The following is a 26,442-nucleotide window of genomic DNA, read 5'->3' on the forward strand; positions in this document are numbered from 1 at the left end:
TCTTTAACCGCGAAATCACGACCTTCGCCACGCACCGGGCACGCGGCGGCAGGAGGCGTCATCGTCACATCCTCAGCTCAGCTCGACGAAGCTCGCCGGCTGATGTCCGGTTTCGATGCCTGCATCGAACAACAGATTCACCAGCTCGACCACCATCATCGCCGTCAGTCCCCAGATCTTGTACGGGCCATAGCGGTAACAGGGCACATAGTAGCTGCGCCCCTCGTGATCGATGCGGTGGGTGGTTTCCCGAGGATCTTCGCAGAAGAACGCCAGGGGCACCGAGAAGACCGCGGCGATCTCGCCGTCGTTGGGCCGGTATTCGACGTAGTCGGGCACCAGCGCCACGTACGGGGTGACCTGGATGCCGTGACGCGACACCAGCTGGCTGAGCGGCCCCACCACCTCGACCAGCCCCGGCGGCAGGCCGATCTCCTCCTCCGCCTCGCGCAGGGCGGTGCGGACCAGATCGAGATCTTCCGGATCGCGGCGCCCGCCGGGAAAGGCCACTTCGCCGCCGTGGGTGGACAAGCCGCTGGCGCGCAGGGTCAGCACCAGCTCGGGCTCGTCGCTGCGGGTGATCGGCATCAGCACCGCCGCTTCGGAAAAACGCCCAGCGGACTCCAGGAGCCGGGGCGAATAGCTGCGCACGCGTCGGAGTAGATCTTCCTGCATCGTCATTCTCTATCTTTACTCCATGAAAACATCATGACACGAACCGCACAGCCCGCCCAAGCCTCGCTCCACCCGCGGCGTCGGCGGTGGCCGACAACCAATGCTCGGGAAAGCCCCCATGAAATTCTGCAGCCAATGCGGCAGCTCGCTGAACTGGCAGATACCCAGCGGCGACCATCGTCCGCGCTTCGTCTGTCCCGCCTGCCACACCGTGCATTACCAGAACCCCCGGATAGTCGCCGGCTGCCTGCCGCTCTGGGACGGGCAACTCCTGCTGTGCCGGCGGGCCATCGAACCGCGCCGCGGCTTCTGGACGCTGCCCGGCGGGTTCATGGAGAACGACGAAACCATGGAGCAGGCAGCGGCCCGGGAAACCCTGGAGGAGGCCTGCGCGCGCGTCGAAGGACTCGCGCTGTATACCCTGTTCGATCTACCACACATCCAGCAGGTGCATGTATTCTTCCGCGCCCGCCTGGTCGCTGCCGACTTTGCCGCCGGCGCGGAGAGCCTTGAGGTGCGCCTCTTTCATGAAGCTGACATCCCCTGGCCAGAGCTGGCTTTTCCGACGGTCGGTCATACCCTAGAATATTTCTTCAAGGACCGGGTTCGGCAGTTCTACCCGGTGCGCAACGAACCGCTTGCGCCCTTGCACACACTCCTGACGAACCCCCTGGAACAATCCTGATCGCTGATAGGGAACTTTCGATGCGCTGGTTGCTTGCATTCCTTTGCCTGTTTCTTGCCGGCCTCTCGCAGGCCAGCGTGCCCGTTGCCGGCGATGGACGAGTCGTCGACAAGGTGCTGGTGGTGAAATCCGAGCGCAAGCTGCACCTGCTCAGCAAAGGGCAGCCGCTCAAGTCCTACAAGGTTTCCCTGGGCAAGCAGCCCAGAGGCCCCAAGCTGCGCGAAGGCGACCAGCGCACCCCGGAAGGCCTCTACTGGCTCGACTGGCGCAAGGCCAGCGACAAGTTCAACCTGTCCATGCACATTTCCTACCCCAACGTCCGCGACCAGGCCCGCGCCCGCGCCGAAGGCGTGTCGCCCGGCAGCATGATCATGCTCCATGGCACGCCACTGGACGAGCACTATCCCGAATGGTACTTCCACGGGCTCGACTGGACCGAGGGCTGCATCGCCATGCGCAACGACGACATGCGCGAGGTCTGGAGCCTGGTCAGGGACGGCACCCTGATCGAAATCCGCCCCTGATCCCGGAAGACCAAAAGCCCCGACTCGTCAGCGACGGGCCGGGGCTTCTCTCGTCCGGACGGATCAGAACTGCATGTCGGACAGCCGCCAGACTTCGAAGGCCGGCGTCTCGTAGGGATGGGCCTTTTTCAGCGCCTTGACGGCATCATGAATGCGCTCGTCGGCGACCACCATTTCCACCTTCCACTCGGCCACCAGCTCCAGCTTGCCGGCCTGCCCCTGGTACGGCTGGCTGCCCTCGAGCGGGCGATACTGCCCCTGCCCCAGGGCTTGCCAGCAGCAACTGTCGTAAGCACCGATACGCCCGCCTCCGGCGGCAAACACGGCATCCTTGACCGCTTCCACATGACTCTCCGGTACGTAAAAGCACAGCTTGTACATCGGAATCTCCCGAAGGCGAGGCAGGCCCGGCATCGCAACGCGCCCGGCCAGCGCCTCCCATGATGGAAAGGTACGACCGGAACAGTGCCGGCGTACCCGGAAAACAGCAGCGCCCGGTCAGTCCACCCAGACCCGGGCGTTGCGGAACATCCGCAGCCAGCCGGCGTCCTCTTGCCAGGCCTCCGGATGCCAGGAGTTCTGCACGGCGCGGAACACCCGTTCCGGGTGCGGCATCATGATGGTCACTCGGCCGTCGCGGCTGGACAGCCCGGTGATCCCCCGCGGCGAGCCGTTGGGGTTGGCCGGATAGCGCTCGGTGACCTTGCCGTGGTTGTCGACGAAGCGCAGCGCCACGCAGCCGGACAGGTCGGCCTCGAGCAAGGCCTCCTCGCTCTCGAACTCGGCATGCCCCTCGCCATGGGCGATGGCGATCGGCAGGCGCGAGCCGGCCATGCCCTGCAGGAAGATCGAGGCCGACTCCTGCACCTGCACCATGGCCACCCGCGCCTCGAACTGTTCCGAGCGGTTGCGCACGAAGTGCGGCCAGAATTCGGTGCCGGGGATCAGCTCGTGCAGGTTGGACATCATCTGGCAGCCGTTGCACACGCCGAGGGCGAAGCTGTCCTTGCGCTCGAAGAAGGCCTGGAAGGCATCACGGGCACGGCTGTTGAACAGGATCGACTTGGCCCAGCCCTCGCCGGCGCCGAGCACGTCGCCGTAGGAGAAGCCGCCGCAGGCCGCCAGCCCCTTGAACTCGGCCAGATCGACGCGCCCGGCGAGGATGTCGCTCATGTGCACGTCGATCGCGGCGAAGCCGGCGCGGTCGAAGGCCGCCGCCATCTCCACCTGGCCGTTGACGCCCTGCTCGCGGAGGATGGCCACCTGCGGGCGTACGCCCCGCTTGATGTAAGGCGCGGCAATATCCTGCTCGACGTCGAAGGAGAGCTTCACCGACAGTCCGGGGTTGTCCTCCTCGAGAATGGCGTCGAACTCCTGATCGGCGCACTCGGCGTTGTCGCGCAGGCGCTGGATCTGGTAGCTGGTCTCGCTCCACTGGCGCTGCAGCACGCGGCGCTCGGCGGCGAACACCGCCTCGCCGTTGAAGCTGACGGTCACCTCGGCACCATTGAGCGGCCGGCCGATCACCGCCACGCAGTCGTCCAGACCGGCAGCGCTGAACTGCGCCAGCACTTCCGGGGTGGCGTCCTGACGTACCTGGATCACCGCCCCCAGCTCCTCGCTGAACAACACACCGGCCAGTTCGTCGCGACTGTCGGCCAGACCATCGAGACAGAGGTTCAGGCCGCAGTGGCCGGCGAAGGCCATCTCCAGCACGGTGGCGAGCAGGCCGCCGTCGGAGCGGTCGTGGTAGGCCAGCAGATGGCCGTCGGCATTCAGCCCCTGGATCACCGCGAAGAAGGCCTTGAGGTCCTCGGCGTCATCAACGTCCGGCACCTCGCGACCGAGCCGGCCGTACACCTGGGCGAGGATCGAGCCACCCAGGCGGTTCCGCCCGCGGCCCAGGTCGATCAGCACCAGATCGGTCTCGCCCTTGTCGAGGCGCAGCTGCGGGGTCAGGGTCTTGCGGATGTCCTGCACCGGAGTGAAGCCGGAGACGATCAGCGACAGCGGCGCGGTGACGCTCTTGTCCTCGCCGGCCTCCTGCCAGCGGGTCTTCATCGACATGGAGTCCTTGCCCACCGGAATGGTGATGCCGAGCGCCGGGCACAGCTCCATGCCGACCGCCTTCACGGTGTCGTACAGGCGCGCGTCCTCGCCCGGATGGCCGGCGGCGGCCATCCAGTTGGCCGACAGCTTGATGTCGGAGAGCCGCGCGATGCTCGCTGCCGCCAGGTTGGTGAGGGTCTCGCCGACCGCCATGCGCCCGGAGGCCGGGGCATCGAGCAGGGCCAGCGGGGTGCGTTCGCCCATCGCCATGGCTTCGCCGGTGTAGACGTCGAAGGCGGTGGCGGTGACGGCGCAGTCGGCCACCGGCACCTGCCACGGGCCGACGAACTGGTCGCGGGCCACCAGGCCGGTGATCGAGCGGTCGCCGATGGTGATCAGGAAGCTCTTGCTGGCCACCGCCGGGTGGCGCAGCACGCGCTCGACCGCCTCGCCCAGATCAAGGCCGGCGGCGCTGAAGTCGTCGCCCAATTCGGTCTCGCGGCTCACCGAACGGTGCATGCGCGGCGGCTTGCCGAGCAACACCTCGAGCGGCATGTCCACGGCGTTGTTGGCGAAATGACTGTCGGCCACGGTGAGCTGACGCTCCTCGGTGGCCTCGCCGACCACCGCGAAGGGGCAGCGCTCGCGTTCGCAGATGGCCTTGAAGGTCTCGAGATCGGCGGCGTCGACGCTGAGCACATAGCGCTCCTGCGACTCGTTGCACCAGATTTCCAGCGGGCTCATGCCCGGCTCGTCGTTGGGCACGTTGCGCAGCTCGAAGCGGCCACCGCGGCCGCCGTCGTTGATCAGCTCGGGGAAGGCGTTGGACAGGCCGCCGGCACCGACGTCATGGATGAACTTGATCGGGTTCTTGTCGCCCATCTGCCAGCAGCGGTCGATGACCTCCTGGCAGCGGCGTTCCATTTCCGGGTTCTCGCGCTGCACCGAGGCGAAGTCCAGGTCGGCCGAGCTGGCACCGGTGGCCATCGACGAGGCGGCACCGCCGCCCAGGCCGATGAGCATGGCCGGGCCGCCGAGCACGATCAGCTTGCCGCCGACCGAGATCTCGCCCTTCTGCACGTGCTCGGCGCGGATGTTGCCCAGGCCGCCGGCGAGCATGATCGGCTTGTGGTAGCCGCGCACTTCCTCGCCACGCGGGGTGTCGATGGCCTGTTCGAAGGTGCGGAAGTAGCCGGTCAGGGCCGGACGGCCGAATTCGTTGTTGAACGCGGCGCCGCCCAGCGGGCCCTCGATCATGATGTCCAGCGCGCTGACGATGCGCTCGGGCTTGCCGTAGGCCTTCTCCCACGGCTGCTCGAAGCCGGGGATCTGCAGGTTGGAGACGGTGAAGCCGACCAGGCCGGCCTTGGGCTTGGAGCCGCGGCCGGTGGCACCCTCGTCGCGGATCTCGCCGCCGGAGCCGGTGGAGGCGCCGGGGAACGGAGCGATGGCGGTCGGGTGGTTGTGGGTCTCCACCTTCATCAGGATGTGCACCGGCTCCTGATGGGCGGCGTACTCGTGGCTGCCCGGCTGCGGGAAGAAGCGTCCGGCGGTGAAGCCCTCGATCACCGAGGCGTTGTCCTTGTAGGCGGACAGCACGCCTTCGCGGTGCAGTTCGTAGGTGTTCTTGATCATGCCGAACAGCGACTTGTCCTGGCTCTCGCCATCGATGTCCCAGCTGGCGTTGAAGATCTTGTGCCGGCAGTGCTCTGAGTTGGCCTGGGCGAACATCATCAGCTCGATGTCGTGGGGATTGCGCCCCAGATCGCCGAAGCTCTTCACCAGATAGTCGATCTCGTCCTCGGCCAGGGCCAGGCCCAGCGCCAGGTTGGCCTGCTCCAGGGCCGCCCGCCCACCACCGAGCACGTCGACCACCCTCAGCGGCTTAGGCTGCGCGTGGCTGAACAGGCCGGCCGCCTGCTCCAGGCTGTCCAGCACCAGCTGGGTCATGCGGTCGTGCAGCGCTGCGGCGACGGTCTGCGCGTCGCTTTCGGACAGCTCGCCGGCGACGTAGTAGGCGATGCCGCGCTCGAGGCGCTCGATCTTGGCCAGGCCGCAGTTGCGGGCGATGTCGGTGGCCTTGCTCGACCAGGGCGAGATGGTGCCGAAGCGCGGCAGGACCAGACACAGCCGGCCGACGGGCTCCTGCACCGGCACGCTGGGGCCGTACTCGAGCAGGCGGGCCAGCACCTTCTCCTCGTCGCCGGAAAGGGCGGCGCTCACCTCGGCGAAGTGGGCGAACTCGGCATACAGCCCGCCGACGGCGGGGATCTTCTGGGTCAACTGATCGAGCAGCTTGCCGTGACGGAAGGTGGAAAGGGCGGGAGCGCCGCGCAGGATCAACATCGTCGGAACAGCCTCGAAGGGGGAGCTTGGAAGCGGTCCATTCTACTCCATGGAGGCGCCGGACGCTAAGGACGCGGGCTGCCGGGCGCCCGGCAGGGCCGCGTCCGGCAGCCCGCCGGCGGCTGCGCCACTGGCCTATCGAATTGCGTATACTACGGCCATGACCGACCGAACCGCGCTCCGCGGGCGCCGCGCCCACCGCCGGCTGTTGCCGACCTTACTTTTCCTGATGCTCATGGGTTGCAGCGAGTCTCCCCGGCCGTCGACCCTCCAGCGCGTGCAGGAGGAGGGTGTGCTGCGGGTCGTCACCCGCAACAGCCCGGCCACCTACTTCCAGGACCGCAACGGCGAAACCGGCTTCGAATACGAACTGGTCAAGCGCTTCGCCGACGACCTGGGCGTCGGCCTGCAGATCGAAACCGCGGACAACCTCGATGCCATCTTCGTCCAGCTCAACCAGCCCAACGGCCCCGAACTGGCCACCCCCGGCCTGATCCCCAGCCTGGCGCACAGCCACCTGGCGCTGTTCTCCCGGCCCTACATGGAGGTCACCCCGCAGGTCGTCTACCGCAACGGTCAGCGCCGCCCCACCCGTCCGCAGGACCTGGTCGGCAAGCGCATCCTGGTGCTCAAGGGCAGCAGCCATGCCGACCAGCTGGCGGAGATCAAGCAGCAGCTGCCGGAGCTGAAATACGAGGAAACCGCCGAGCTGGAAATCGCCGACCTGCTGCACATGGTCGACGAGGGGCAGATCGACCTGACCCTGGTCGACTCCAACGAGCTGGCGATGAACCAGGTGTACTTCCCCAACGTGCGCGTGGCCTTCGACCTGGGCGATGCCCGCGCATTGAGCTGGGCGGTGGCCGCCGGCAGTGATCGCAGCCTGCTGGAGAAGGTCGACACCTTCCTCGCCCAGGCCCAGAAGAAGGGCATCCTGCAGCAGCTGAAGGAGCGCTACTACGGGCATGTCGAGGTGCTCGGCTATGTCGGCGCCTATACCTTCGCCAAGCACCTGCAGCAGCGCCTGCCGCGCTACGAACAGCACTTTCGCGCGGCGGCGAAGAAGCAGGGGGTCGACTGGCGCCTGCTGGCCGCCATCGGCTACCAGGAATCCCAGTGGCAGCCGAGCGCCACCTCCAAGACCGGGGTCCGCGGCCTGATGATGCTCACCCAGCGCACCGCCGAAGCGATGGGCGTGGCCAACCGCCTCGATCCCAAGCAGAGCATCCACGGCGGCGCCAAGTACTTCGTCCACGTCCACCAGGGGCTGCCGGAGAGCATCCAGGAGCCCGACCGCAGCTGGTTTGCCCTGGCCGCCTACAACGTCGGCAGCGGCCACCTGGACGACGCCCGCAAGCTGACCAAGGCCGCCGGCCTGAACCCCGACAAGTGGCTGGACGTGAAGAAGATGCTGCCGCGCCTGTCGGAAAAGAAGTGGTACAGCAAGACCCGCTACGGCTATGCCCGCGGTGGCGAGCCGGTGCACTTCGTCGCCAACATCCGCCGCTACTACGACATCCTCACCTGGGTGACCCAGCCGCAGATGGAAGGCTCGCGCATCGCCGAACGCGGCCTACACGTGCCCGGCCTGCCGAAGAGCGAGCCGCCGGCCGCCAAGCCGCAGCTGTAGAACCCGCCGGCCTCAGCCGCGCCGCGCCTTGAAGAAGGCCTTGAGAATCGCTCCGCACTCCTCCGCCAGCAGCCCGCCCTCGACCAGCACCCGGTGGTTGAGAAAGTCCTGGGCGAAGAAGGCCCCGCGACTGACCGCCACCCCGGCGCGCGGCTCGCTGGCGCCGAACACCACCCGGGCGACGCGCGCATGGACGATCAGCCCGGCGCACATGCTGCAGGGCTCCAGCGTCACGTACAGGGTGCTGCCGGGCAGCCGGTAGTTGTCCAGCGCGGCGGCGGCGGTGCGGATCGCCACCATCTCGGCATGGGCACTGGGATCGCGGCGGGAGATCGGGCAATTGAAGCCGCGCCCGACGATCTCGCCGCCCCGCACCAGCACGGCGCCCACCGGCACCTCGCCCAGTTCAGCTCCTTCGGCAGCCAGGACCAGCGCTTCGCGCATGAAACGCTCGTCCTGACTACGGTCGATGATCTGCAGGTTTTTCATGAATAAGCATCGGATCGGGAATCACGGAAAGGGGTGTCCCTACGCCACCTTGATCGCCGCCATCAGCCCCGTCTCCATGTGGTCGACCACATGGCAGTGGAACATCCATAGCCCGGGATTGTCCGCCACCAGGGCGACCCGCGCGGTTTCGTTGCGCCCCAAAAGATAGGTGTCGGTGAAGTACGGGGTGATCTTCCGGCGGTTGGAATCCAGCACCTTGAAGGTCATTCCGTGCAGATGGATCGGATGCTGGTACTGGCTGACGTTGCGCAGCTCGAAGATGTAGCTGCGGCCCTGCTGCAGGGTGGCGATGGGCCGCTCGGCGCAGCTCTTGTCGTTGATGTCCCAGGCCTGGCCGTTGATCTGCCAGAACTTGAAGGCCCCGCCCTGCTCCATGTTCGTCGACAGGGCGCCGGCCCACTCGAAGTTGAAGCGCAGGCTCTCTGCAACAGCCAGATCGGGCTCCGGGACGGGGTTGGCCGGCAGCGCGGCCGGCCAGTCGCCGGGCGCCTCGCCGCCGTCCACGCTCTTCAGGGTCGCCAGGCGCAGCGGACCGTTGCGCAGCGGCAACTCCACCCCGGCCGCCGGCACCCGGAGGCCCAGCTCGATGCGCATGCCCGGGCCCAGCCAGTATTCCTTGCCCAGCGGGCGCGGCGCGACGGGGTTGCCGTCCAGCGCGTAGATGCGCGCCTCGGCATCCGGCAGGTTGAGGCGATAGGTCAGGGTATTGTCGAGGTTGAGAATACGCAGGCGCACGATCTGCCCGGCGGGCAGTACCAGGGTCGGCGCCGCCTCGCCGTTGACCGTGGTCAGCCGCCCCGGCGTGCCGCCGCGGGCCGCCTCGCGCGGCACGCTGAACTCGCCGAAGACGCCCTGCCCGTCGACATGCCAGCTCTTCAGGCTCAGCGTGCGCTCATGGCGGAAACCGCTGGGCTCGCGCTCCTCGACGATCAAGGGACCGACCAGCCCGCGGCCGAGCTGCTCGCCGCTGGCGGTGTGCGGGTGGTACCAGAAGCTGCCGGCGTCCGGCAGCCGGAAGCGGTAATCGAAATACTCGCCCGGCAGCACCGGCAGTTGCGACACATAGGGCACGCCGTCCATCTCCAGCGGCAGACGGATGCCGTGCCAGTGGATGGTGCTCGGTTCGGGCAGGCGGTTGACGAAGCGCACCCGCAGCCAGTCGCCCTGCCGCGCGCGCAACTCCAGCCCCGGCGCCTGGCCGCCGTAGGCCCAGACGGAGGTCCTGTGTCCCGGCACCAGTTCCACGTCCAGCGGCGCGGCGATCAGCTCGTAGTCGTGGGTTCTCGCCTCCTCCGGCCGGCCCAGCCAGTAGCGCGCGCCGCCGGCGCCCAGGCCGAGCACGGAAACGCCGGCCAGGCCGGCGAGGATCTGTCTGCGGGTAAAACTCATGAAGTCAGTCTCCTGCCCGGCCGGGCACAGCCCTCATCAGGCGGTCGTTCGTGGGCACGGTATTCGGCGATGGATGAAATAGTTTCTCATTATCCAGCGAGATCAACCATCGCCGCATCAACAACCTGCCCGCGTCGCCCGGGCTGCAACCTCGCCTGCAGATCCGGAAACGAAAAACCCCATGGCCGCAACGGCCATGGGGTTTTTGGCGAAGACCGGGGCGATCAGGCGCCGCCCGGCTCTCCGGTGAACTCGACCAGCAGGTCTTCGTCGGTAACGATGGTCTGGCAGGCCAGACGGTAGGTCGGCGGGATATCACGCACGGCAGCGCGCTCCTCTTCGGACTTCGGCAGCTTGCCGACGGACTTGAGAACACTCCGCTCCTTGTCGGTCAGCATCATGCCCTTGATACGCTCGCCATCGAGGTGGGTGATCTTGACCAGACAGGAACCACACTTACCATCCTGGCACTCGAAAGGGATCTTGATGCCGTTTTCCTGGGCAACGCCCAGCAGCGTGGAACGCTTGCCGGCGACTGCTTCGACTTTCTTGTTATGCGGCATGAGCGGCGAAGAGAAATAAATCGTAGCCATACAAAAATCCTTTCCGTAATTAATTACCAGACCAACTCACGTGCATCCGCCACATTAATCGCGGAGGCGCGGCAACACTGAATAGCAACTTGCGAAAGTTGTAAATCACTGTAGAGACAGCCCTTTACCCTCAAGGACCGTGAGGACGATAGTACTTAGGGAAATCCGCCAGCACAATGATTTTAATCATGGAAATTTTTCAAAAAAGTTTCCGTGCAAATCATTAGCAAAGTATCTAAATAACTTTCACGGCTGTCTCGCCGGGACTTTTATATATTTCTTACTTGCACTGATTTCTCAAATGCGAATAAAAACTTCATGTTGCACAGCATAGTTCCGCACTGTGGAGGGCATGGACGAGGAAGGCAGCACAACTGCCCGAAGCGGAAGGAGCCGTGTTCGGAAAAGGACGCTGCCGACGCCCGAGAGGGCATCGGCAGCAGACAGCAGGCGGGGAAGCGCGATGACGGACGCCCGGCGTACGGGCCGGCACCTCACTCCCACTCGATGGTTGCCGGCGGCTTGCTCGAGACGTCGTAGGTGACGCGGGAGATGCCGTCGATCTCGTTGATGATCCGGTTGGAGACCTTCTCCAGCAGCTCGTAGGGCAGATGCGCCCAGCGCGCGGTCATGAAGTCGACGGTTTCCACCGCGCGCAGGGCGACCACCCAGGCGTAGCGGCGGCCGTCGCCGACCACACCCACCGACTTCACCGGCTGGAACACCACGAAGGCCTGACTGGTCTTGTGGTACCAGTCGAAGTTGTGCAGTTCCTCGATGAAGATGTGGTCGGCACGGCGCAGCAGATCGGCGTACTCCTTCTTCACCTCGCCGAGGATGCGCACGCCCAGGCCCGGGCCGGGGAACGGGTGGCGGTAGACCATGTCGTAGGGCAGGCCCAGCTCCAGGCCGATCTTGCGCACCTCGTCCTTGAACAGTTCGCGCAGCGGCTCGACCAGCTTGAGGTTCATGTCCTCGGGCAGGCCGCCGACGTTGTGGTGCGACTTGATCACGTGGGCCTTGCCGGTCTTGGCGCCGGCCGACTCGATCACGTCGGGGTAGATGGTGCCCTGGGCGAGGAACTTGATGCCCTCGAGCCTGGCCGCCTCGGCGTCGAACACCTCGATGAAGGTGCGGCCGATGATCTTGCGCTTCTGCTCCGGGTCGGAAACGCCGGCCAGGTTGGCGAGGAACTGCGCCTCGGCATCGGCGCGGATCACCTTGACGCCCATGTTCTCGGCGAACATGGCCATCACCTGGTCGCCCTCGTGCAGGCGCAGCAGGCCGTTGTCGACGAACACGCAGGTCAGGCGGTCGCCGATGGCGCGGTGCAAGAGCGCGGCAACCACCGAGGAGTCGACGCCGCCGGAGAGGCCGAGCAGCACGTTGGCGCCGCCGACCTGGGCGCGTACCTGGGCGATGGCGTCCTCGACGATATTGGACGGGGTCCACAGCGCCTCGCAGCCGCAGATCTCGCGCACGAAGCGGGAGAGGATGCGCAGACCCTGCTTGGTGTGGGTCACTTCCGGGTGGAACTGCACGCCGTAGTAGCTGCGCTTGTCGTCGGCCATGGCGGCGATTGGGCAGCTCGGGGTGCTGGCCAGCACATGGAAGCCTTCGGGAATCCCGGTGACCTTGTCGCCGTGGCTCATCCACACGTCGAGGCCGAGCACGCCGTCGTCGTCCACGTGGTCCTCGATGCCGTCGAGCAGGCGCGCCTTGCCGACCACATCGACGCGGGCGTAGCCGAACTCGCGCAGGTCCGAGCCCTGCACCTTGCCGCCAAGCTGCTCGGCCATGGTCTGCATGCCGTAGCAGATGCCGAAAAGCGGCACGCCCAGGTCGAACACCGCCTGCGGCGCACGCGGGCTGTCGGCCTCGTGCACCGACTCCGGCCCGCCGGCGAGGATGATGCCACGCGGGGCGAAGGCACGGATGTCCTCGTTGCTCATGTCGAACGGGTGCAGCTCGCAATAGACGCCGATCTCGCGCACCCGGCGGGCAATCAGCTGGGTGTACTGGGAGCCGAAATCCAGGATCAGGATGCGGTGGGCGTGGATGTCTTGGTGGGCCATGGCCATCTCTCTTGGCGGAATTCACAAACGACGCGGGGCTGCCCCGTTTTTTCACAACAGCAGCAGCCCCGTGTCTTCAGTTCTTGAAAATCGATTTGCCGCGTCGCGAGCGCAGGTCAGGCAAGGCGGAAAGAGGCGAGGAAGCGGAGTTTGCTGAAGCAAATGAGCATTCCGAACCTCTTTCCAACGCGGCATGGCCAAGCGCAGCAGCGTCAAATCGATTTTTCAGCCGACGCGGTAGTTGGGCGCCTCCTTGGTGATCTGCACGTCGTGCACATGGGACTCGGCCATGCCGGCGCCGGTGATGCGCACGAATTGCGGCCTGGTGCGCATCGTCTCGATGTCGGCGCTGCCGGTGTAGCCCATGGAGGCACGCAGGCCGCCCATCAGCTGGTGGATGATCGCCGCCAGCGCGCCCTTGTACGGCACGCGCCCCTCGATGCCTTCCGGCACCAGCTTCTCGGCGCCGGCCGAGGAGTCCTGGAAGTAGCGGTCGGACGAGCCCTGGGTCTGCGCCATGGCGCCCAGCGAGCCCATGCCGCGATAGGCCTTGTAGGAACGACCCTGGAACAGCTCGACCTCGCCCGGCGCCTCCTCGGTGCCGGCGAACATCGAGCCCATCATCACGCAGTAGGCGCCGGCGACGATGGCCTTGGACAGGTCGCCGGAGAAGCGGATGCCGCCGTCGGCGATCAGCGGCACGCCGGTGCCCTGCAGGGCGGCGGCGACGTTGGCGATGGCGCTGATCTGCGGCACGCCGACCCCGGCAACGATCCGGGTGGTGCAGATCGAGCCCGGCCCGATGCCGACCTTGACGCCATCCGCGCCGGCCTCGGCCAATGCCTTGGCTGCCTCGCCGGTGGCGATGTTGCCGCCGATCACCTGGACCTCGGGGAAGTTCTGCTTGACCCAGCGCACCCGCTCGATCACGCCCTTGGAGTGGCCGTGGGCGGTATCCACCACCACCACGTCGACCCCGGCGGCGACCAGCGCGGCCACCCGGTCCGGCGTCTCGGCGCCGGTGCCCACCGCGGCGCCGACGCGCAGGCGGCCCTGGTCGTCCTTGCTGGCCAGCGGGTAGGCCTTGGCCTTCTCGATGTCGTTGACGGTCATCATGCCCTTCAGGCGGAAGGCGTCGTCGACGATCAGCACGCGCTCGATGCGGTGCTTGTGCAGCAGCTGGCGCGCCTCCTCCTTGTCGGCGCCCTCGCGCAGGGTGACCAGACGCTCCTTCGGCGTCATCACCTCGCGCACCCGGGCATCCAGGCGGCTTTCGAAACGCACGTCACGGGAGGTGACGATACCCACCAGATCGCCGTTGGAAAGCACCGGCACGCCGGAGATGTTGTGCTGGCGGGTCAGGTCGAAGAGGTCGCGAACAGTGGCGTCGGCATCGATGGTGATCGGATCCTTGACCACCCCGGACTCGAAGCGCTTGACCTTGCGCACCTCGGCGGCCTGCTGCTCGATGGTCATGTTCTTGTGGATGATGCCGATGCCGCCTTCCTGGGCCATGGCGATGGCCAGCCGGGCCTCGGTGACGGTGTCCATGGCGGCGGACACCAGCGGAATGTTGAGCTCGATGCCGCGCGTCAGGCGAGTCTTGAGGCTGACATCCTTGGGCAGTACGTCGGAATATCCAGGAATCAGAAGAACATCGTCGAAAGTCAGGGCTTCTTGACTGATACGCAACATGGCGGGGGCTCCCAGGCGGGAAAAAATGGAAGCGCGACATTATACCCAGCCCCCCACCTCGGCTCAATGTGCGTAACGGCTCAGTTCGCCGCCGCTCAGCGCCCGGGCAACCGCGTTGTTGCGGTGGAAGCCGACCAGCAGCTGCTGCCTGGCCCGGGTAATGCCGACATAGAGCAGCCGCATCCGCTCGGGCAGCGAGCTGTCGGCCTCCTCGCCCTGGGCCACGAAAGAGGCATCGAGCAGCACCACCCGGGAAAACTCCAGGCCCTTGCTGCCGTGGATGGTCATGATCGCCACCTGGTCGGTTTCCGCACAGCAGGCCTCGCCGCTACCCAGCCAGACGTGGGGAATGCCGAGTGCGGCCAGCGCCTCGCCCATCGCCCGGCCGGCGCCGCCGTCCGGATAGAGCACCGCCATGTCCTTCCAGGCCACGCCCTCGGCATGCCATTGCTGCAGGCAACCGGCGGCATGCCCGATCTCCCCGGCCTGCCGCTCGAAGCGCCGCACCACCGGCAGCGGCCCCGACACCCCGGCCGCCTGCGGCTCGACCAGCGGAATGTCGCCCTTGCCTTCGGGCAGATGATCCCTGGCCAGACGGCAGGCGAACTCGAGGATTTCCCGGGTATTGCGGTAGTCGAGGCGCAGCACGCTGCTACGGCCCCGGGCCTGGATGCCGACGCTGGCCAGGCTGAAGCCCAGCGCCGAGCGTTTCCTGTAGATCGCCTGGGCATCGTCGTAGAGCAGCAGCAGCGAATTGCTGTGCGGATCGACCATCCGGGCCAGCAGACGCAGCCATTCCGGCTCGAAATCGTGCCCCTCGTCGATCAGCAGGGCGCCGTACTGGCCCCGCGGAATCTGCCCGCGCTCCACAGCGCCGATCACCGAGTCGGCCAGGCGCCAGTAGTGCTCGTCCTCGCCCTCCAGCACCTCGACCTGCCAGGTCTTGAGCTGCTGCTCGCACCAGTCGTGGAAGTGGTGGACCTGCACCCGCCCGCCGAGGCTGCGCGAGTCGACGAAGCGGCGCAGCCTGGCCGCCAGGCCGATGTTGAAGCACAACACCAGGATCGGCTTGTCCAGCGTCCCGGCCAGTTGCAGGCAGCGGTAGCCGAGAATCAGCGTCTTGCCGGAGCCGGTCGCCCCGTGGATGACCCGGTGCCCCTCGCCCAGGCTGCGGGCCAGCCGCTCCTGCTGCAAGTCCATGACCCGCGCACCATCGGGCGCCGGCAGGCCGTCGGCGCCGATGCGCAGCTCGGGAAACAGGTGCCAGCGGATGCGCTCGATCTGCGCCCGCGTCAGCCGGCAGGGAAAGCCCGGCCCGGAGATCCGCCACAGGCGCTGGCGGAAGGCCTCGGGCGCTGCCTCGCGCAGATCGTCCCGGTAGAGCACCTGCCGCTCCGGCAGCAGCCGCTCGCGCGCCTCGGGCGGGATGCCCTGCTCCACCTGGGCACGGGAAATATCGCTGAACACCAGGCCCCAGCCAATGGGGCAGGCCAGCCGGCCGGCGTCACTGCCCTCGCCACGGCGCAAAGATGGGCTGCGCAGCAGCGCCTGCAGCGCCTGCACGGCGAACTGCCGCCCGAGAGCCAGAGGATGCGCCAGCTCCCGGCGCCCCTCGGCGGTTTCCAGGATGCAGGTGGCGCGGGACATCCGCTTGAGGCTGCCCGCCGTCCAGTCGCGCACCTCGAGGAGCAGCAGGCCGTGTTCGGGATGCAGGACGATGAAATCGGGCTGGCGCTGCTCCCCGCCGGAAGGCAGGCCGCACCAGACCAAGCAGTCGTCGGCGAAGCTGTCCTGCAGGGCGCGGGCGACCTGCCGCTGCCCCGCCGTCAGGCGGGCAAGGCAGGCGCCGAGCGGCGGAATGAATACGGCCATGGCAGCTCCCGGTATCCGGTGGCGACGGATTCCGCCCGGGCGGGGCGGGACGAAAGCCGCCCATGGTAGAGGATTTCTCGCACGAACGTCTCACTTCGCCACCGGCTCGCTTCCGGCTCAATGCCCTGCCGACCGTGGCGGCCCCGGACGCTCTCTGCTAGAAATCGGCCTCCCCCGCCAAGGAATCACCGCCATGCACATCGTCATCCCCGACGATTACCAGGACGCCATCCGCCGCCTCGACTGCTTCGCCCGGCTGCGCGACTCCGGCCACAGCGTCGAGATCTTCCACGACGCCGAGAGCGATCCGCAGCGCCTCGCCGAGCGCTTCGCCAGCGCCGACGCGCTGGTGCTGACCCGCGAGCGCACGCGCATCGACGAAGCCCTGCTGGCCCGCCTGCCCCGACTCAGGCTGATCAGCCAGACCGGCAGGATCGCCGCCCACCTCGACCTCGACGCCTGCACCCGCCACGGCGTCGCCGTGGCCGAGGGGCGCGGCTCGCCGGTCGCTCCGGCGGAGCTGGCCTGGGCGCTGATCCTCAACGCCCGCCGCCAGCTGCTGCCGGCCATCGCCGCCTTCCATGAAGGCCGCTGGCAGACCAACCTCGGCGAGCGCCTGGCCGGGCTGACCCTCGGCATCTGGGGCTACGGCAAGATCGGCCAGCGCCTGGCCCGCTACGCCGAGGCCTTCGAGATGCCGGTGCTGGTCTGGGGCAGCGAGGCCTCGCGCCAAGCCGCCGCCGCCCACGGCCACCGCGCCGCCGCCTCCCGCGAAGCCTTCTTCGCCGAAGCCGACGTGCTCAGCCTCAACCTGCGCCTGGCGCCCGCCACCCGGCACATCGTCGGCTTCGACGACCTGGCGCGGATGAAGCCCGACGCCCTCTTGGTCAACGTCAGCCGCGCCGAACTGATCGCCCCCGGCGCCCTGCTCCGCGCCCTGGACGCCGGCCGTCCCGGCTTCGCCGCCCTCGACGTGTTCGAGCAGGAGCCGATCCTCGACCCCGGCCACCCGCTGCTGAACCACCCGCGGGTGCTCTGCACCCCGCACCTGGGCTACGTCGAGAGGCACGGCTACGAGCTGTACTTCGGCGACGCCTTCGACAACCTGCTGGCGTTCTTCGCCGGCGAGCCGCGCAACCTGGCCAATCCGCAGGTGCTGGCGGGGCACTAGGCATACGAGGACTCCGCCCTTTCATGCATGGGAAACATCCGCATGGATGTAGAAGGCTAAAGCCGAGGAGCGGGGAAGAAGGAAGTTGGCCAGGATGCCAGCTTCCCCAGCGGGGAGAGGGCGTTGAAAGACATTCCGATCCGTTGCCCCTTGGGCAAGACCAACAGCTCAGGGGACTGATCGGGTATTGCACTCAATCTTCGCGATCGACTTCATGATGCTGCCTGCAGTCAATTTGAAGGCAGGAAATATATCCACTCCGGCGCTTCTCAAACCCTTCGCCGTCCACTTATTGCAAGTATTCATCAGGTGATATTCACCTACCCCCTTGTAGAACTGGCTATCCCCATAGATACCATCTCCCAACCTGCGTATTTCTCCCCTTTCATCCTTGTAAAAACTGCCTTCGATAAAGTCCACCAATGAGCGAAGCTCGCCATCGGTGAGACACAGCTTCGCCATCTCATGGCCGGAAAAATACTCATTGACCGCAACCGGCACAGCAACCGCATGCATCACAGATACGCTCGGCCAGAATATTGCCTTCAGCGTTAGTCCTGAGGTGACTGCTTCAGCCTGATAAAACCCCTCGTCCCCCCAGCCAAACTCGATATAGGCCGTGTTTCCAAACCGCTTCTGCAGTTCGGGAAGCCGTCTTTGCACATCGTCTGCCGGAAGAACGAAGCCCGTATGCCATCCATGGCTCACTATATATATTTCGTTATCACTCTTCCCCGCGCTGCCCTCGGAAGGCGGAACCACGGCAGGTTGCGCCGAACATCCCGAGATGAGCACCAACAGTATCACCCACAGAATCTTCTTCATGGCATGGCTTTCATGAGCGGTACTCCAGCATAAGACACAGACAACCCCGGAGCGCCATGGCCTTCACGGCCGCTCCGCCATGAGCACACCGATACATCCAGGCCGGAACGCGGGTGCCAGCGCGGTTCCCGCCGTCGCCGTGGCGGCTTATCATGCCGGCCATGTTCAACGATCCCTTCCAGCGACTCGGCCTCGACCGGGAAATCCTCACCGTCAGCCAGCTCAACGGCCGCGCCCGCCTGCTGCTGGAGGACGTGTTCGCCCAGGTCTGGGTCGAGGGCGAGATCTCCAACCTCGCCCGCCCGGCCTCCGGCCACCTCTACTTCACCCTCAAGGACCGCCAGGCCCAGGTGCGCTGCGCGCTGTTCCGGCAGAACGCCCTGCGCGTGCGCGAGATCCTGCGCGACGGGCTGGCGGTGCGGGTGCGCGGCAAGGTCTCGCTGTACGAGGGGCGCGGCGACTTCCAGCTGATCCTCGATCTGCTCGAGCCGGCCGGTGACGGCGCCCTGCGCCTGGCCTTCGAGGCGCTCAAGGAGCGGCTCGCCGCCGAAGGCCTGTTCGCCGCCGGGCGCAAGCGGGCGCTGCCGGCCCATCCGCAGCGCATCGGCATCGTCAGCTCGCCGACCGGCGCGGTGATCCGCGACATCGTCTCGGTGTTCCGCCGCCGCGCGCCGCAGGTCGAGCTGACCCTGGTGCCCACCGCGGTGCAGGGCCGCGAAGCGGTCGCGCAGATCGTCCATGCCCTCGAACTGGCCGACCGCCAGGGCTTCGACGCGCTGATCCTGGCCCGCGGCGGCGGCTCGCTGGAGGACCTCTGGTGCTTCAACGAGGAAGCCGTGGCCCGCGCCGTCGCCGCCTGCGCGACGCCGCTGGTCAGCGCGGTCGGCCACGAGACCGACGTGACCATCGCCGACTTCGTCGCCGACCTGCGCGCCCCGACCCCCTCGGCCGCCGCCGAACTGCTGGCCCCCGACAGCAGCGACCTCGCACGCCGCCTCGAGAGCCTGCAGCGCCGCCTGCAGCAACGCATGCAGCACCTGCTCGCCGCCCGCCATCTGCAGCTCGACGGCCTGCGCCGGCGCCTGCGCCATCCCGGCGAGCGCCTGCAGCAGCAGGCCCAGCGCCTCGACGACCTGGAACTGCGCCTCAGGCGCGCCATGCAGCGCCGTCTGCAGGACGGCACCGAACGCCTGGCGCGCCTCGACACCCGCCTCGCCGCCCGGCATCCCGAACGCCTGCTCGGCCTCCTGCGCCAGCGCCTGGAGCATCTGGGCGAGCGCCTGCCGCGCGCCATGCAGGGTGCTCTGCGCGAGCGGCGCCAGCGTCTCGAAGCCGCCGCGCAGACCCTGCAGGCGGTCAGCCCACTGGCGACCCTCGGCCGCGGCTATGCGATCCTCCTCGACGAGCGGGGCCGGGCGATCCGCGCCGCCGCCCAGACCCGCCCCGGCCAGCACCTGCGCGCACGCCTTGCCGAGGGCGAGCTGGACTTGCGGGTCGAAGCCCCTTCTTCTCCCCTGCCGCAGCCGGACTGAACCGATGAACGAGCCGAACCGGGCGATCCCGGCCTTCGCCGAACCCGACTGGGCGCAGGTCGCCCGCATCCCCGTGGCCGAATGCGGCGAGGCGCTGAGCAGCCTGAGCCTGGCCCCCGCGCTGCGGGTCTACCCGGCCTACCGCCACCTCGGCATCCCCGAGGCCGTCGACGACTGCCAGGTGCGCCAGGAAGTCTTCGAGCGCCTCTTGCGCGCTGCCGCGTGCCTGCCCGCCGGCCTGGTGCTGGTGGTGCTCGACGGCTGGCGGCCGATCGCCGTGCAGCAGCACCTGTACCGCACCCTGGAAGCGGCCATGGCCCGGCACCATCCGCAGGCCGACGCGGCGACCCTGCAGCGCCTGACCCGCCAGTTCGTCTCGCCGCCCAGTTGCGACCCGCAGGCGCCGAGCCCGCACCTGACCGGCGGCGCGGTCGACGTGACCCTGTGCGACGCCCAGGGCCGCTGGCTGGACATGGGCTCGCGCTTCGACGAAGTCGGCCCGCGCTCGTTCAGCGCCCACTACGAGACGGCAGCCGCCGGCGACAGCGTTGCGCTGGCGATCCGCGACCGCCGCCGGCTGCTGCACAACGCCATGCTCGAGGCCGGCTTCAGCAACCTGCCGAGCGAGTGGTGGCACTACGACTACGGCGACCAGCTGTGGGCCTGGTATCGCGGCCAGCCGGCGGCGCTCTACGGCCCGAGCGCGCCGCCGTCCCTCGAAGGCCTGTGGCAGCAGCAACTGGCCGAACGCTTCGCCAGCCCGACCTGAACCCAACCGCCGGAACCCTCCATGTCACGCCTGTTCGCTGCCTGCTGTGCCCTGCTCCTCGCCCTGCCCGCCCACGCCGAGGGCTTTCTCGGCCGCCTGCTGGACAAGCCGGTGCCCGGCGGCGTGGCGGTGATCGACCTGGGCGACGGCCCCACCGCGCCGCAGGTGCGCTACCAGGACAAGCCGGTGCTGACGGTCCGCGAGGACGGCAAGCGCTGGCTCGCCATCGTCGGCATCCCGCTGTCGGTCAAGCCGGGCGAGCAGCGGATCGAGGCGGACGGCCGCAGCCTCGCCTTCCGGGTCGAGCCCCGCCACTACCGCGAGCAGCGCATCACCCTGAAGAACCAGCGCCAGGTCGCCCCGAACCCGGACGACCTCAAACGCATCGAACGCGAGCTGGCCGAACAGACCGACGCCTACCGTCACTTCGATCCGCGCCAGCCGAGCAACCTGCTGTTCGACAAGCCGGTCGCCGGCCCCCTCTCCAGCCCCTTCGGCCTGCGCCGCTTCTTCAACGGCGAGGAACGCAACCCGCACTCCGGGCTGGACTTCGCCGTGCCGGCCGGCACCCCGGTCAAGGCCCCGGCGGCCGGCCGGGTGACCCTGGTCGGCGACTATTTCTTCAACGGCAGGACGGTGTTCGTCGACCACGGCCAGGGCCTGGTGAGCATGTTCTGCCACCTGTCCAAGGTCGAGGTGAAGACCGGCGACGAACTGCCCCGCGGCGCCGTGCTCGGCCGGGTCGGCGCCACCGGCCGGGCCACCGGACCGCACCTGCACTGGAACGTCAGCCTCAACGACGCCCGGGTCGACCCGGCGATCTTCATCGGCGCCTTCAAGCGATAAGCGCCGGGCAATGACCCCCCCTGCTTTCCAGCCCGCACACACTGCGGCGCTGAACTGGTCGGAATGATCAGTGTCTCGAACAGTAAGAGGCAGACTCGCTGCGCCGCAGGCTCACGCTCCCGGGTCTGGCCTTCTCTCAACGATCGTACGGGGTGTCCTATGAAAAAAATGCCAAAGTGGACTATCGCCAGCGCCATTCTGGCCGCCGCGCTGGGACTGAGCGCCTGTGATGTCGAGAAAAAGGAAGAAGGCCGCATGCCGAAGGTGGATGTCGACGTGAAAGAGGGCAAGCTGCCGGATTACGACGTGGATGCGCCGGATGTGGATGTAAAGACCGAAAAGAAAACCATCACCGTACCCGATGTGGACGTGAATACCGAGAAGAAGACCATCAACGTACCGGATGTCGACGTGGACATGCCGAAAGATGACAACGCGGTGGGCGAGCCGGAAGAAACCGAGCGCTGATTCCGCCACCTGACATCAGGCCCCGCCTATCGGTAGATGCACGGGGCCGTTTCCCCCTTCTTTATCCTCATCTGCGGCCAGTTCGCGCCGCTCAGCAGCGATCCTCCGTCCAGAACGTGGCGCCTTGATGTTCGCCGGCTCGAGTTCCAGCCTTGCGCATAACGGCCTTGCCGTCGTAGCTCGTTACAATGCGGCTACCTTCCGCCCAGACAGGACCCTTGGCATGTTCGAATCCGCTCAAGCGCTGTCGCACCAATTCGCCGCCCTGCGCAGCCGCGCCGACTTCTGGTCGCTGCGGCATGTCCGCGAACTCGGCGAGCATTACCGGGTGCGCCGCAACGTCGCCTTGCCCCCCACCTTCTCGGAAGACAGCGGCGCCATGCTGACAGCGCGCATCGCCGGCGTCGAAGCCTATGCGGCCACCAGCGATCTGACCCAGGCCGGGCTGCAGGCGGCCCTGGAGCGGGCCGAGCATCTGGCCCGCGCCCTGGCCGGGCACGCGCTGCTGGAGGTACGGGAATTGCCGGTGCCGACCGGCGCGGTGGACGACGTGGCGCCCGGCTACGAGCGGCCGCTGGCCGGCCCGGCGCACTGGTACGAGGTGCTGGGCGCCGAATCGGCGCAGGTGCCCCGGGATGCGCGGCTGGTGGACTGGAGCGCCGGACTCGGCGTCCACTGTGTGGAGCAGATCTACCTGAACAGCGCCGGTGCCTGCCTGCGGCGCGCCCAGCGCTTCGTCTACCCGGCCCTGAGCGTGACCGCCAGCGACGGCCACGACAGCCAGACCCGCAGCCTCGGCGGCTTCAACTTCGGCCAGCAGGGCGGCGCCGAGGTCGTCGAGCGGATCGGCCTGGTGGGGGCGGCCCCGCGTATCGCGGACGAGGCGCTGCAATTGCTGCTGGCCCCCAATACCCCCCGCGGCCCCCTCGACCTGCTGCTGATGCCCGACCAGATGGTGCTGCAGATCCACGAATCCATCGGCCATCCGCTGGAACTGGACCGCATCCTCGGCGACGAGCGCAACTACGCCGGCACCAGCTTCGTTCGCCTGGAGGACTTCGGCCGCTACCAGTACGGCTCGCCGCTGCTCGACGTCACCTTCGACCCCGGCCGCCCCGAGGAGCTGGCCAGCTACCGCCACGACGACGACGGCACCCCGGCCCGGCGCGAATACCTGATCCACCGCGGCATCCTGCAGCGCCCGCTGGGCGGCGCCCTGTCGCAGCTGCGCAGCGGCCTGCCGGGCGTGGCCTGCAGCCGCGCCTGCAGCTGGAACCGCGCGCCCATCGACCGCATGGCCAACCTCAACGTCGAACCGGGCGATCGGAGCCTCACGCAACTGATCGGCGGCATCGAGCGCGGCATCCTGATGAGCACCAACCGTTCCTGGTCGATCGACGATGCCCGCAACAAGTTCCAGTTCGGCTGCGAATGGGGGCAATTGATCGAGAACGGCGAACTCAAGGGCGTGGTGAAGAACCCCAACTACCGCGGAATTTCCGCGCACTTCTGGCGCAACCTCACCGCAGTGGGCGATGCAAGCACCGTCAAGGTGCTCGGCACGCCCTACTGCGGCAAGGGCGAGCCGAACCAGGCGGTGCGCGTCGGGCACGCCTCGCCGGCCTGCGTATTCAAGAATGTCGACGTTTTCGGAGGAGCCGCCTGATGGACGCCCGTGAGCATTTCCACGACCTGCTCGACAGCCTGCGGCCGCTGCTGCGTGCCGGTGAAGGTTTCACCCTGGACTACCGCGCCGAGGACTCGGAGTTTGTACGCTTCAACCGGGCGCGGGTGCGCCAGGCCGGGCAGGTGCAGCAGGCGTACGCCACCCTCGCCCTCTACCTCGGCGAGCGCCACGCCCGCTTCGAACTGAGCCTGACCGGCGTGGCCGGGGAAGACCGCACCCGCCTGCGCCATGCGCTGGAACGGCTGCGCGCGGTGGTGCCGGCACTGGCTCCCGACCCCTACCTGCGCCTCAACCGGGAGCCCTGGCGGAGCGAGAGCGCCGAGGCGGGAACGATGCCGGATGGCGCCGCGGCAGTCGGGCAGATCGTCGCCGCCGCCGCGGGACTCGACCTGGCCGGCATCTACGCCGCCGGCCCGCAATACCAAGGGTTCGCCAGTTCCTGGGGCGCCCTCGGCTGGCACGCGGCGAGCAGCTTCAACTTCGACTGGAGCCTGTTCCACGCCAACGGCCAGGCGGTCAAGAGCACCTATGCCGGCCAACGCTGGGACGCCCCGGCCTTCGCCCGGCGCATGGCTTCGGCGCGCGAGCAGCTGGAATACCTGGGCCGCCCGGCCCTGACCCTGGCGCCGGGCGACTACCGCGCCTACTTGGCCCCGGTGGCGCTGGACGAGATCTTCGACCTGCTCAGCGGCGGCTTCTCGGCCCAGGCCCTGGCCAGCGGCGCCAGCCCCCTGCAGCGCCTGTTCGCCAGCTCGGCCCGGCTCAGCCCGCGGCTGACCCTCGAGGAGCGGATCGCCGGCGGCCTGGCCCCGGCCTTCACCAGCGAAGGCCCGCGCCAGGATCTGCGCTTGCTCGCGTCAGGCCTGCCGGGCGAACGGCTGGTCGGCTCGCGCAGCGCCGCCGAATATGGCCTGACCGCCAACGGCGCGGGCGCTCACGAACACCCGCTGTCCCCGGTGATGGCGGGCGGCGACCTGGACGAGGGCGACATCCTCAGCCGCCTGGATACCGGCCTGTACATCGGCAACCTCTGGTACCTCAACTTCTCCGACCGCCCGGCCGGCCGCCTGACCGGCATGACCCGCTTCGCCACCTTCTGGGTGGAAAACGGCCAGCTCAACGCCCCGGTCAACACCATGCGCTTCGACGATTCGGTGTTCAGCTTCCTCGGCCCGCATCTGGAAGCCCTCACCCGCGAGCCCGAGATGATCCTGCCGGCAGGCACCTACGGCGCGCGGCAAAGCGGTTCCAGGACGCTGCCGGGGGCGCTGCTTGGGCGGTTTACCCTGACGCTGTGAAGAAAAGGAGTCCCGTTCGTGGTCGCTCGCGGCCCTTATTGTCCGACATCCGGCGAGTCGAGCGGTTGGGGTTGGGAGTCCCGAGCAGCCCGCTCCTCCTTCGCCGCCTTCGCCGACTTCCATTTCGAATAGAAATACGCCCCGCCCGAGAGGGCGCCCGTCACGGCAGCGGCGGCTCCGACGATGGGGGCGGCCGTCACGATCAGGGGCGCGCTGGTCAGTCCGAGGGCAACCCCTATCGCACTCAACCCGCTCGGAGCGGCGAGCACCGCACCGGCGCTCACCACGCCGGACGTGATGCCCAAGCCCATCGAAACCGTGTCGATCCTGTCGGCCACGTCCCTGTGATTCGCATCGAGCTCCCTGACCTTGGCCACGACCTTGCCGGGAATGTTCTTCGTCCCGCTTGCCGCAGCCACCGTCAGCGTCTTCGCCTTGCCGAGGGCGGCCTTGGCGTATCCGTTGGCGATGGTCTTGCGGGTCGACTTTTCGGTCGTCGATGCGGCCGCCGCGTCGCCAGCCTGGTCCTGGGCGGATGCCTGACCGTCATCCGCCAGCGACGATGCCCCGGAGGCCGGCTCCCCTGGTTTCCCGATCCGTTCTTTCACGTTCATGGCCTCATTCGAGTTTTCCCATCGACCGAAAATACCTGATCGCTCGGTAAGCGGCGCAGGCGGCGGCACAGTCCGAGCGCAATACCCGATCATTTCGGCAAGGGTCCTGTACTCAGAACTTGCCGCCCGATCTGCCAATCAATCGCTCTTTTGCCGGGACACGAGCACTGCGCCAGCGTTTCCACGCCCGGAACAGGGCAGCCAGCATCACGCAAAGTCCGATCAACCGGATCATACCGGCGATATGTGTATCCCAGGTCAACACGCCCCAGCGACTGAAAATCTCCGTCCAGTCATGATCGCCGCCACCGACCAACGGCAGTTCGTGAGCACGGGCATCGGCCATGTAACGCCCGATATTCAGCAGACTCTCGCCGAACCACACCAGCGCCACGGACCAGCCCAGGCCATGCCGTTGCCGCCGGAAATGGCCGGCAAACAGCGCAGGGAACAGGAGCTGGAAAAGGGTGCCGCCATAAACCGCCAAACCCGGCACCAATAGGCCAAGGATGGGATGTCCCGCCTCATGGATCGCCAGGTTGGCATTATCGAGCAGAAACACCCATCGGTCGGATGTGAAGTAATGCTGCCAAACGATGTAAACGACCGACAAGGCCAGTCCAATTACCGCCAGTCCTGTAATAGGCCGCCATTCTGCGGAAGCTGTTTCGCGCCAGGATTCCAAGTTTTCCTCCAGCCGCTGGATAAACATGTCCGGCACGTTACGCGACAGGCAGCGCTCATGCGCTGCGTGAGCTCAATATCACCTGAAACAAGCAGAACATGGGTCGGTTGCGATCGTGGACAAGCGAGTTACTCCCCCGGCACACGATGAAACTCGACAAAGAACCTGACCGGGCCATCCGGACTTACTTCATGCGGCACTTGAGGCTCGACGACACCACATTGATCGGGTGTCAGAAGAATCTCGCTCACCTCCGGCGCCCATATCCGATAAAGCAGCCTGCCTTCCAGCACCACGATCTTCGCCCAAGCCCCCTCCTTCGTCGTGTGCTGCCGCAATAGGCCCGGAGGCACCGTTTCCTCTGTGAAGACCGGCGTTCTTTTATAGGGCCGTACATCTTCCGGCAGGACTTTCATTGGAGATGTTCCTTTTTGTATTGGAGCCAACCGGCCACCAAGGGCCGAGGGGCCTATAAATATAGCCTGCAGGCGTTTCCGCTTGACC

At 67.3% G+C, this 26,442-nt stretch carries 23 protein-coding genes; 10 read left to right on the forward strand and 13 right to left on the reverse strand.

The features are described 5' to 3' along the window. Positions 1-72 precede the first annotated feature (72 nt). Positions 73-675 (reverse strand): CoA pyrophosphatase, encoded by a 603-nt coding sequence (locus tag ACG10_RS15910; RefSeq protein WP_089168953.1) that lies wholly within the window; start codon positions 673-675, stop codon positions 73-75. Between the two features lie 118 nt (positions 676-793). Here ACG10_RS15910 and ACG10_RS15915 point away from each other — a divergent pair, with 118 nt between their 5' ends. Continuing rightward, a complete protein-coding gene (locus tag ACG10_RS15915; RefSeq protein ID WP_089168954.1) occupies positions 794-1,360 on the forward strand; it encodes an NUDIX hydrolase in 567 nt (188 codons plus the stop codon). A 20-nt stretch (positions 1,361-1,380) separates the two neighbouring features. Continuing rightward, positions 1,381-1,884: a L,D-transpeptidase family protein gene (locus tag ACG10_RS15920; protein ID WP_089168955.1), complete on the forward strand. Its 504-nt coding sequence runs from the start codon at positions 1,381-1,383 to the stop codon at positions 1,882-1,884. Positions 1,885-1,947: 63 nt separating this feature from the next. Here ACG10_RS15920 and ACG10_RS15925 read toward each other — a convergent pair whose 3' ends face one another. Beyond that, positions 1,948-2,265, reverse strand: a complete 318-nt coding sequence (locus ACG10_RS15925; RefSeq protein ID WP_089168956.1) for a Nif3-like dinuclear metal center hexameric protein — start codon at positions 2,263-2,265, stop codon at positions 1,948-1,950. Between the two features lie 117 nt (positions 2,266-2,382). Then, positions 2,383-6,279, reverse strand: coding sequence for a phosphoribosylformylglycinamidine synthase (gene purL / locus ACG10_RS15930; protein ID WP_089168957.1), 3,897 nt, complete (start codon positions 6,277-6,279; stop codon positions 2,383-2,385). 160 nt (positions 6,280-6,439) lie between these two features. Here purL and mltF point away from each other — a divergent pair, with 160 nt between their 5' ends. Further along, positions 6,440-7,909, forward strand: a complete 1,470-nt coding sequence (mltF, locus tag ACG10_RS15935) for a membrane-bound lytic murein transglycosylase MltF (RefSeq protein WP_089168958.1) — start codon at positions 6,440-6,442, stop codon at positions 7,907-7,909. Positions 7,910-7,921: 12 nt separating this feature from the next. On the opposite strand, the gene tadA is transcribed toward mltF, so the two are convergent. The 6 genes from tadA to ACG10_RS15965 all read right to left on the reverse strand — a co-directional run bounded on the left by tadA (position 7,922) and on the right by ACG10_RS15965 (position 16,043). Continuing rightward, positions 7,922-8,398 carry a tRNA adenosine(34) deaminase TadA gene (gene tadA, locus ACG10_RS15940; RefSeq protein ID WP_089168959.1) on the reverse strand — a complete coding sequence of 159 codons (477 nt, stop codon included), beginning with the start codon at positions 8,396-8,398 and terminating at the stop codon, positions 7,922-7,924. Positions 8,399-8,437: 39 nt separating this feature from the next. Continuing rightward, complete coding sequence (locus ACG10_RS15945) at positions 8,438-9,808, reverse strand: multicopper oxidase family protein (protein ID WP_089168960.1); 1,371 nt, start codon at positions 9,806-9,808, stop codon at positions 8,438-8,440. Positions 9,809-10,032: 224 nt separating this feature from the next. Continuing rightward, positions 10,033-10,401 carry a 2Fe-2S iron-sulfur cluster-binding protein gene (locus ACG10_RS15950; protein WP_089168961.1) on the reverse strand — a complete coding sequence of 123 codons (369 nt, stop codon included), beginning with the start codon at positions 10,399-10,401 and terminating at the stop codon, positions 10,033-10,035. 494 nt (positions 10,402-10,895) lie between these two features. Further along, positions 10,896-12,476, reverse strand: a complete 1,581-nt coding sequence (guaA, locus tag ACG10_RS15955; RefSeq protein WP_089168962.1) for a glutamine-hydrolyzing GMP synthase — start codon at positions 12,474-12,476, stop codon at positions 10,896-10,898. A gap of 225 nt (positions 12,477-12,701) precedes the next feature. After that, the gene (gene guaB / locus ACG10_RS15960; RefSeq protein ID WP_039802489.1) at positions 12,702-14,171 is read right to left on the reverse strand and encodes an IMP dehydrogenase; all 1,470 of its coding nucleotides are present in this window, start codon (positions 14,169-14,171) and stop codon (positions 12,702-12,704) included. Positions 14,172-14,234: 63 nt separating this feature from the next. Next, on the reverse strand, positions 14,235-16,043 hold the full coding sequence (locus ACG10_RS15965) for a 3'-5' exonuclease (protein WP_089168963.1): 1,809 nt from the start codon (positions 16,041-16,043) through the stop codon (positions 14,235-14,237). A 193-nt stretch (positions 16,044-16,236) separates the two neighbouring features. Between ACG10_RS15965 and ACG10_RS15970 the strand changes: the two genes are divergently transcribed. Continuing rightward, positions 16,237-17,214, forward strand: a complete 978-nt coding sequence (locus ACG10_RS15970; RefSeq protein WP_089168964.1) for a D-2-hydroxyacid dehydrogenase family protein — start codon at positions 16,237-16,239, stop codon at positions 17,212-17,214. Positions 17,215-17,382: 168 nt separating this feature from the next. Here the strand turns inward: ACG10_RS15970 and ACG10_RS15975 are convergent, their stop codons facing one another. Beyond that, positions 17,383-18,039: a TIGR02117 family protein gene (locus ACG10_RS15975; RefSeq protein WP_089168965.1), complete on the reverse strand. Its 657-nt coding sequence runs from the start codon at positions 18,037-18,039 to the stop codon at positions 17,383-17,385. Positions 18,040-18,200: 161 nt separating this feature from the next. Between ACG10_RS15975 and xseA the strand changes: the two genes are divergently transcribed. The 6 genes from xseA (at position 18,201) to ACG10_RS16005 (ending at position 24,639) form a co-directional block, all read left to right on the forward strand. After that, on the forward strand, positions 18,201-19,571 hold the full coding sequence (xseA, locus tag ACG10_RS15980) for an exodeoxyribonuclease VII large subunit (protein ID WP_089169915.1): 1,371 nt from the start codon (positions 18,201-18,203) through the stop codon (positions 19,569-19,571). 4 nt (positions 19,572-19,575) lie between these two features. Further along, complete coding sequence (locus ACG10_RS15985; protein ID WP_089168966.1) at positions 19,576-20,340, forward strand: M15 family metallopeptidase; 765 nt, start codon at positions 19,576-19,578, stop codon at positions 20,338-20,340. A 21-nt stretch (positions 20,341-20,361) separates the two neighbouring features. Beyond that, a complete protein-coding gene (locus tag ACG10_RS15990; RefSeq protein ID WP_089168967.1) occupies positions 20,362-21,186 on the forward strand; it encodes a peptidoglycan DD-metalloendopeptidase family protein in 825 nt (274 codons plus the stop codon). Between the two features lie 159 nt (positions 21,187-21,345). Next, positions 21,346-21,654 carry a hypothetical protein gene (locus ACG10_RS15995; protein ID WP_198318960.1) on the forward strand — a complete coding sequence of 103 codons (309 nt, stop codon included), beginning with the start codon at positions 21,346-21,348 and terminating at the stop codon, positions 21,652-21,654. A gap of 223 nt (positions 21,655-21,877) precedes the next feature. After that, positions 21,878-23,320 (forward strand): TldD/PmbA family protein, encoded by a 1,443-nt coding sequence (locus tag ACG10_RS16000; protein ID WP_089168968.1) that lies wholly within the window; start codon positions 21,878-21,880, stop codon positions 23,318-23,320. Beyond that, a complete protein-coding gene (locus tag ACG10_RS16005) occupies positions 23,320-24,639 on the forward strand; it encodes a TldD/PmbA family protein (RefSeq protein WP_039802474.1) in 1,320 nt (439 codons plus the stop codon). The genes ACG10_RS16000 and ACG10_RS16005 overlap by 1 nt, the downstream gene beginning before the upstream one ends. 35 nt (positions 24,640-24,674) lie before the next feature. On the opposite strand, the gene ACG10_RS24520 is transcribed toward ACG10_RS16005, so the two are convergent. The 3 genes from ACG10_RS24520 to ACG10_RS16020 form a co-directional block, all read right to left on the reverse strand. Then, positions 24,675-25,253, reverse strand: a complete 579-nt coding sequence (locus ACG10_RS24520; RefSeq protein WP_232487125.1) for a hypothetical protein — start codon at positions 25,251-25,253, stop codon at positions 24,675-24,677. Between the two features lie 112 nt (positions 25,254-25,365). Next, a complete protein-coding gene (locus ACG10_RS16015) occupies positions 25,366-25,965 on the reverse strand; it encodes a hypothetical protein (RefSeq protein ID WP_198318961.1) in 600 nt (199 codons plus the stop codon). A gap of 101 nt (positions 25,966-26,066) precedes the next feature. Next, positions 26,067-26,354 (reverse strand): DUF1971 domain-containing protein, encoded by a 288-nt coding sequence (locus ACG10_RS16020; RefSeq protein ID WP_089168969.1) that lies wholly within the window; start codon positions 26,352-26,354, stop codon positions 26,067-26,069. Positions 26,355-26,442: the final 88 nt, after the last annotated feature.

Source organism: Azotobacter chroococcum (assembly GCF_002220155.1).
Lineage (GTDB): Bacteria > Pseudomonadota > Gammaproteobacteria > Pseudomonadales > Pseudomonadaceae > Azotobacter > Azotobacter chroococcum.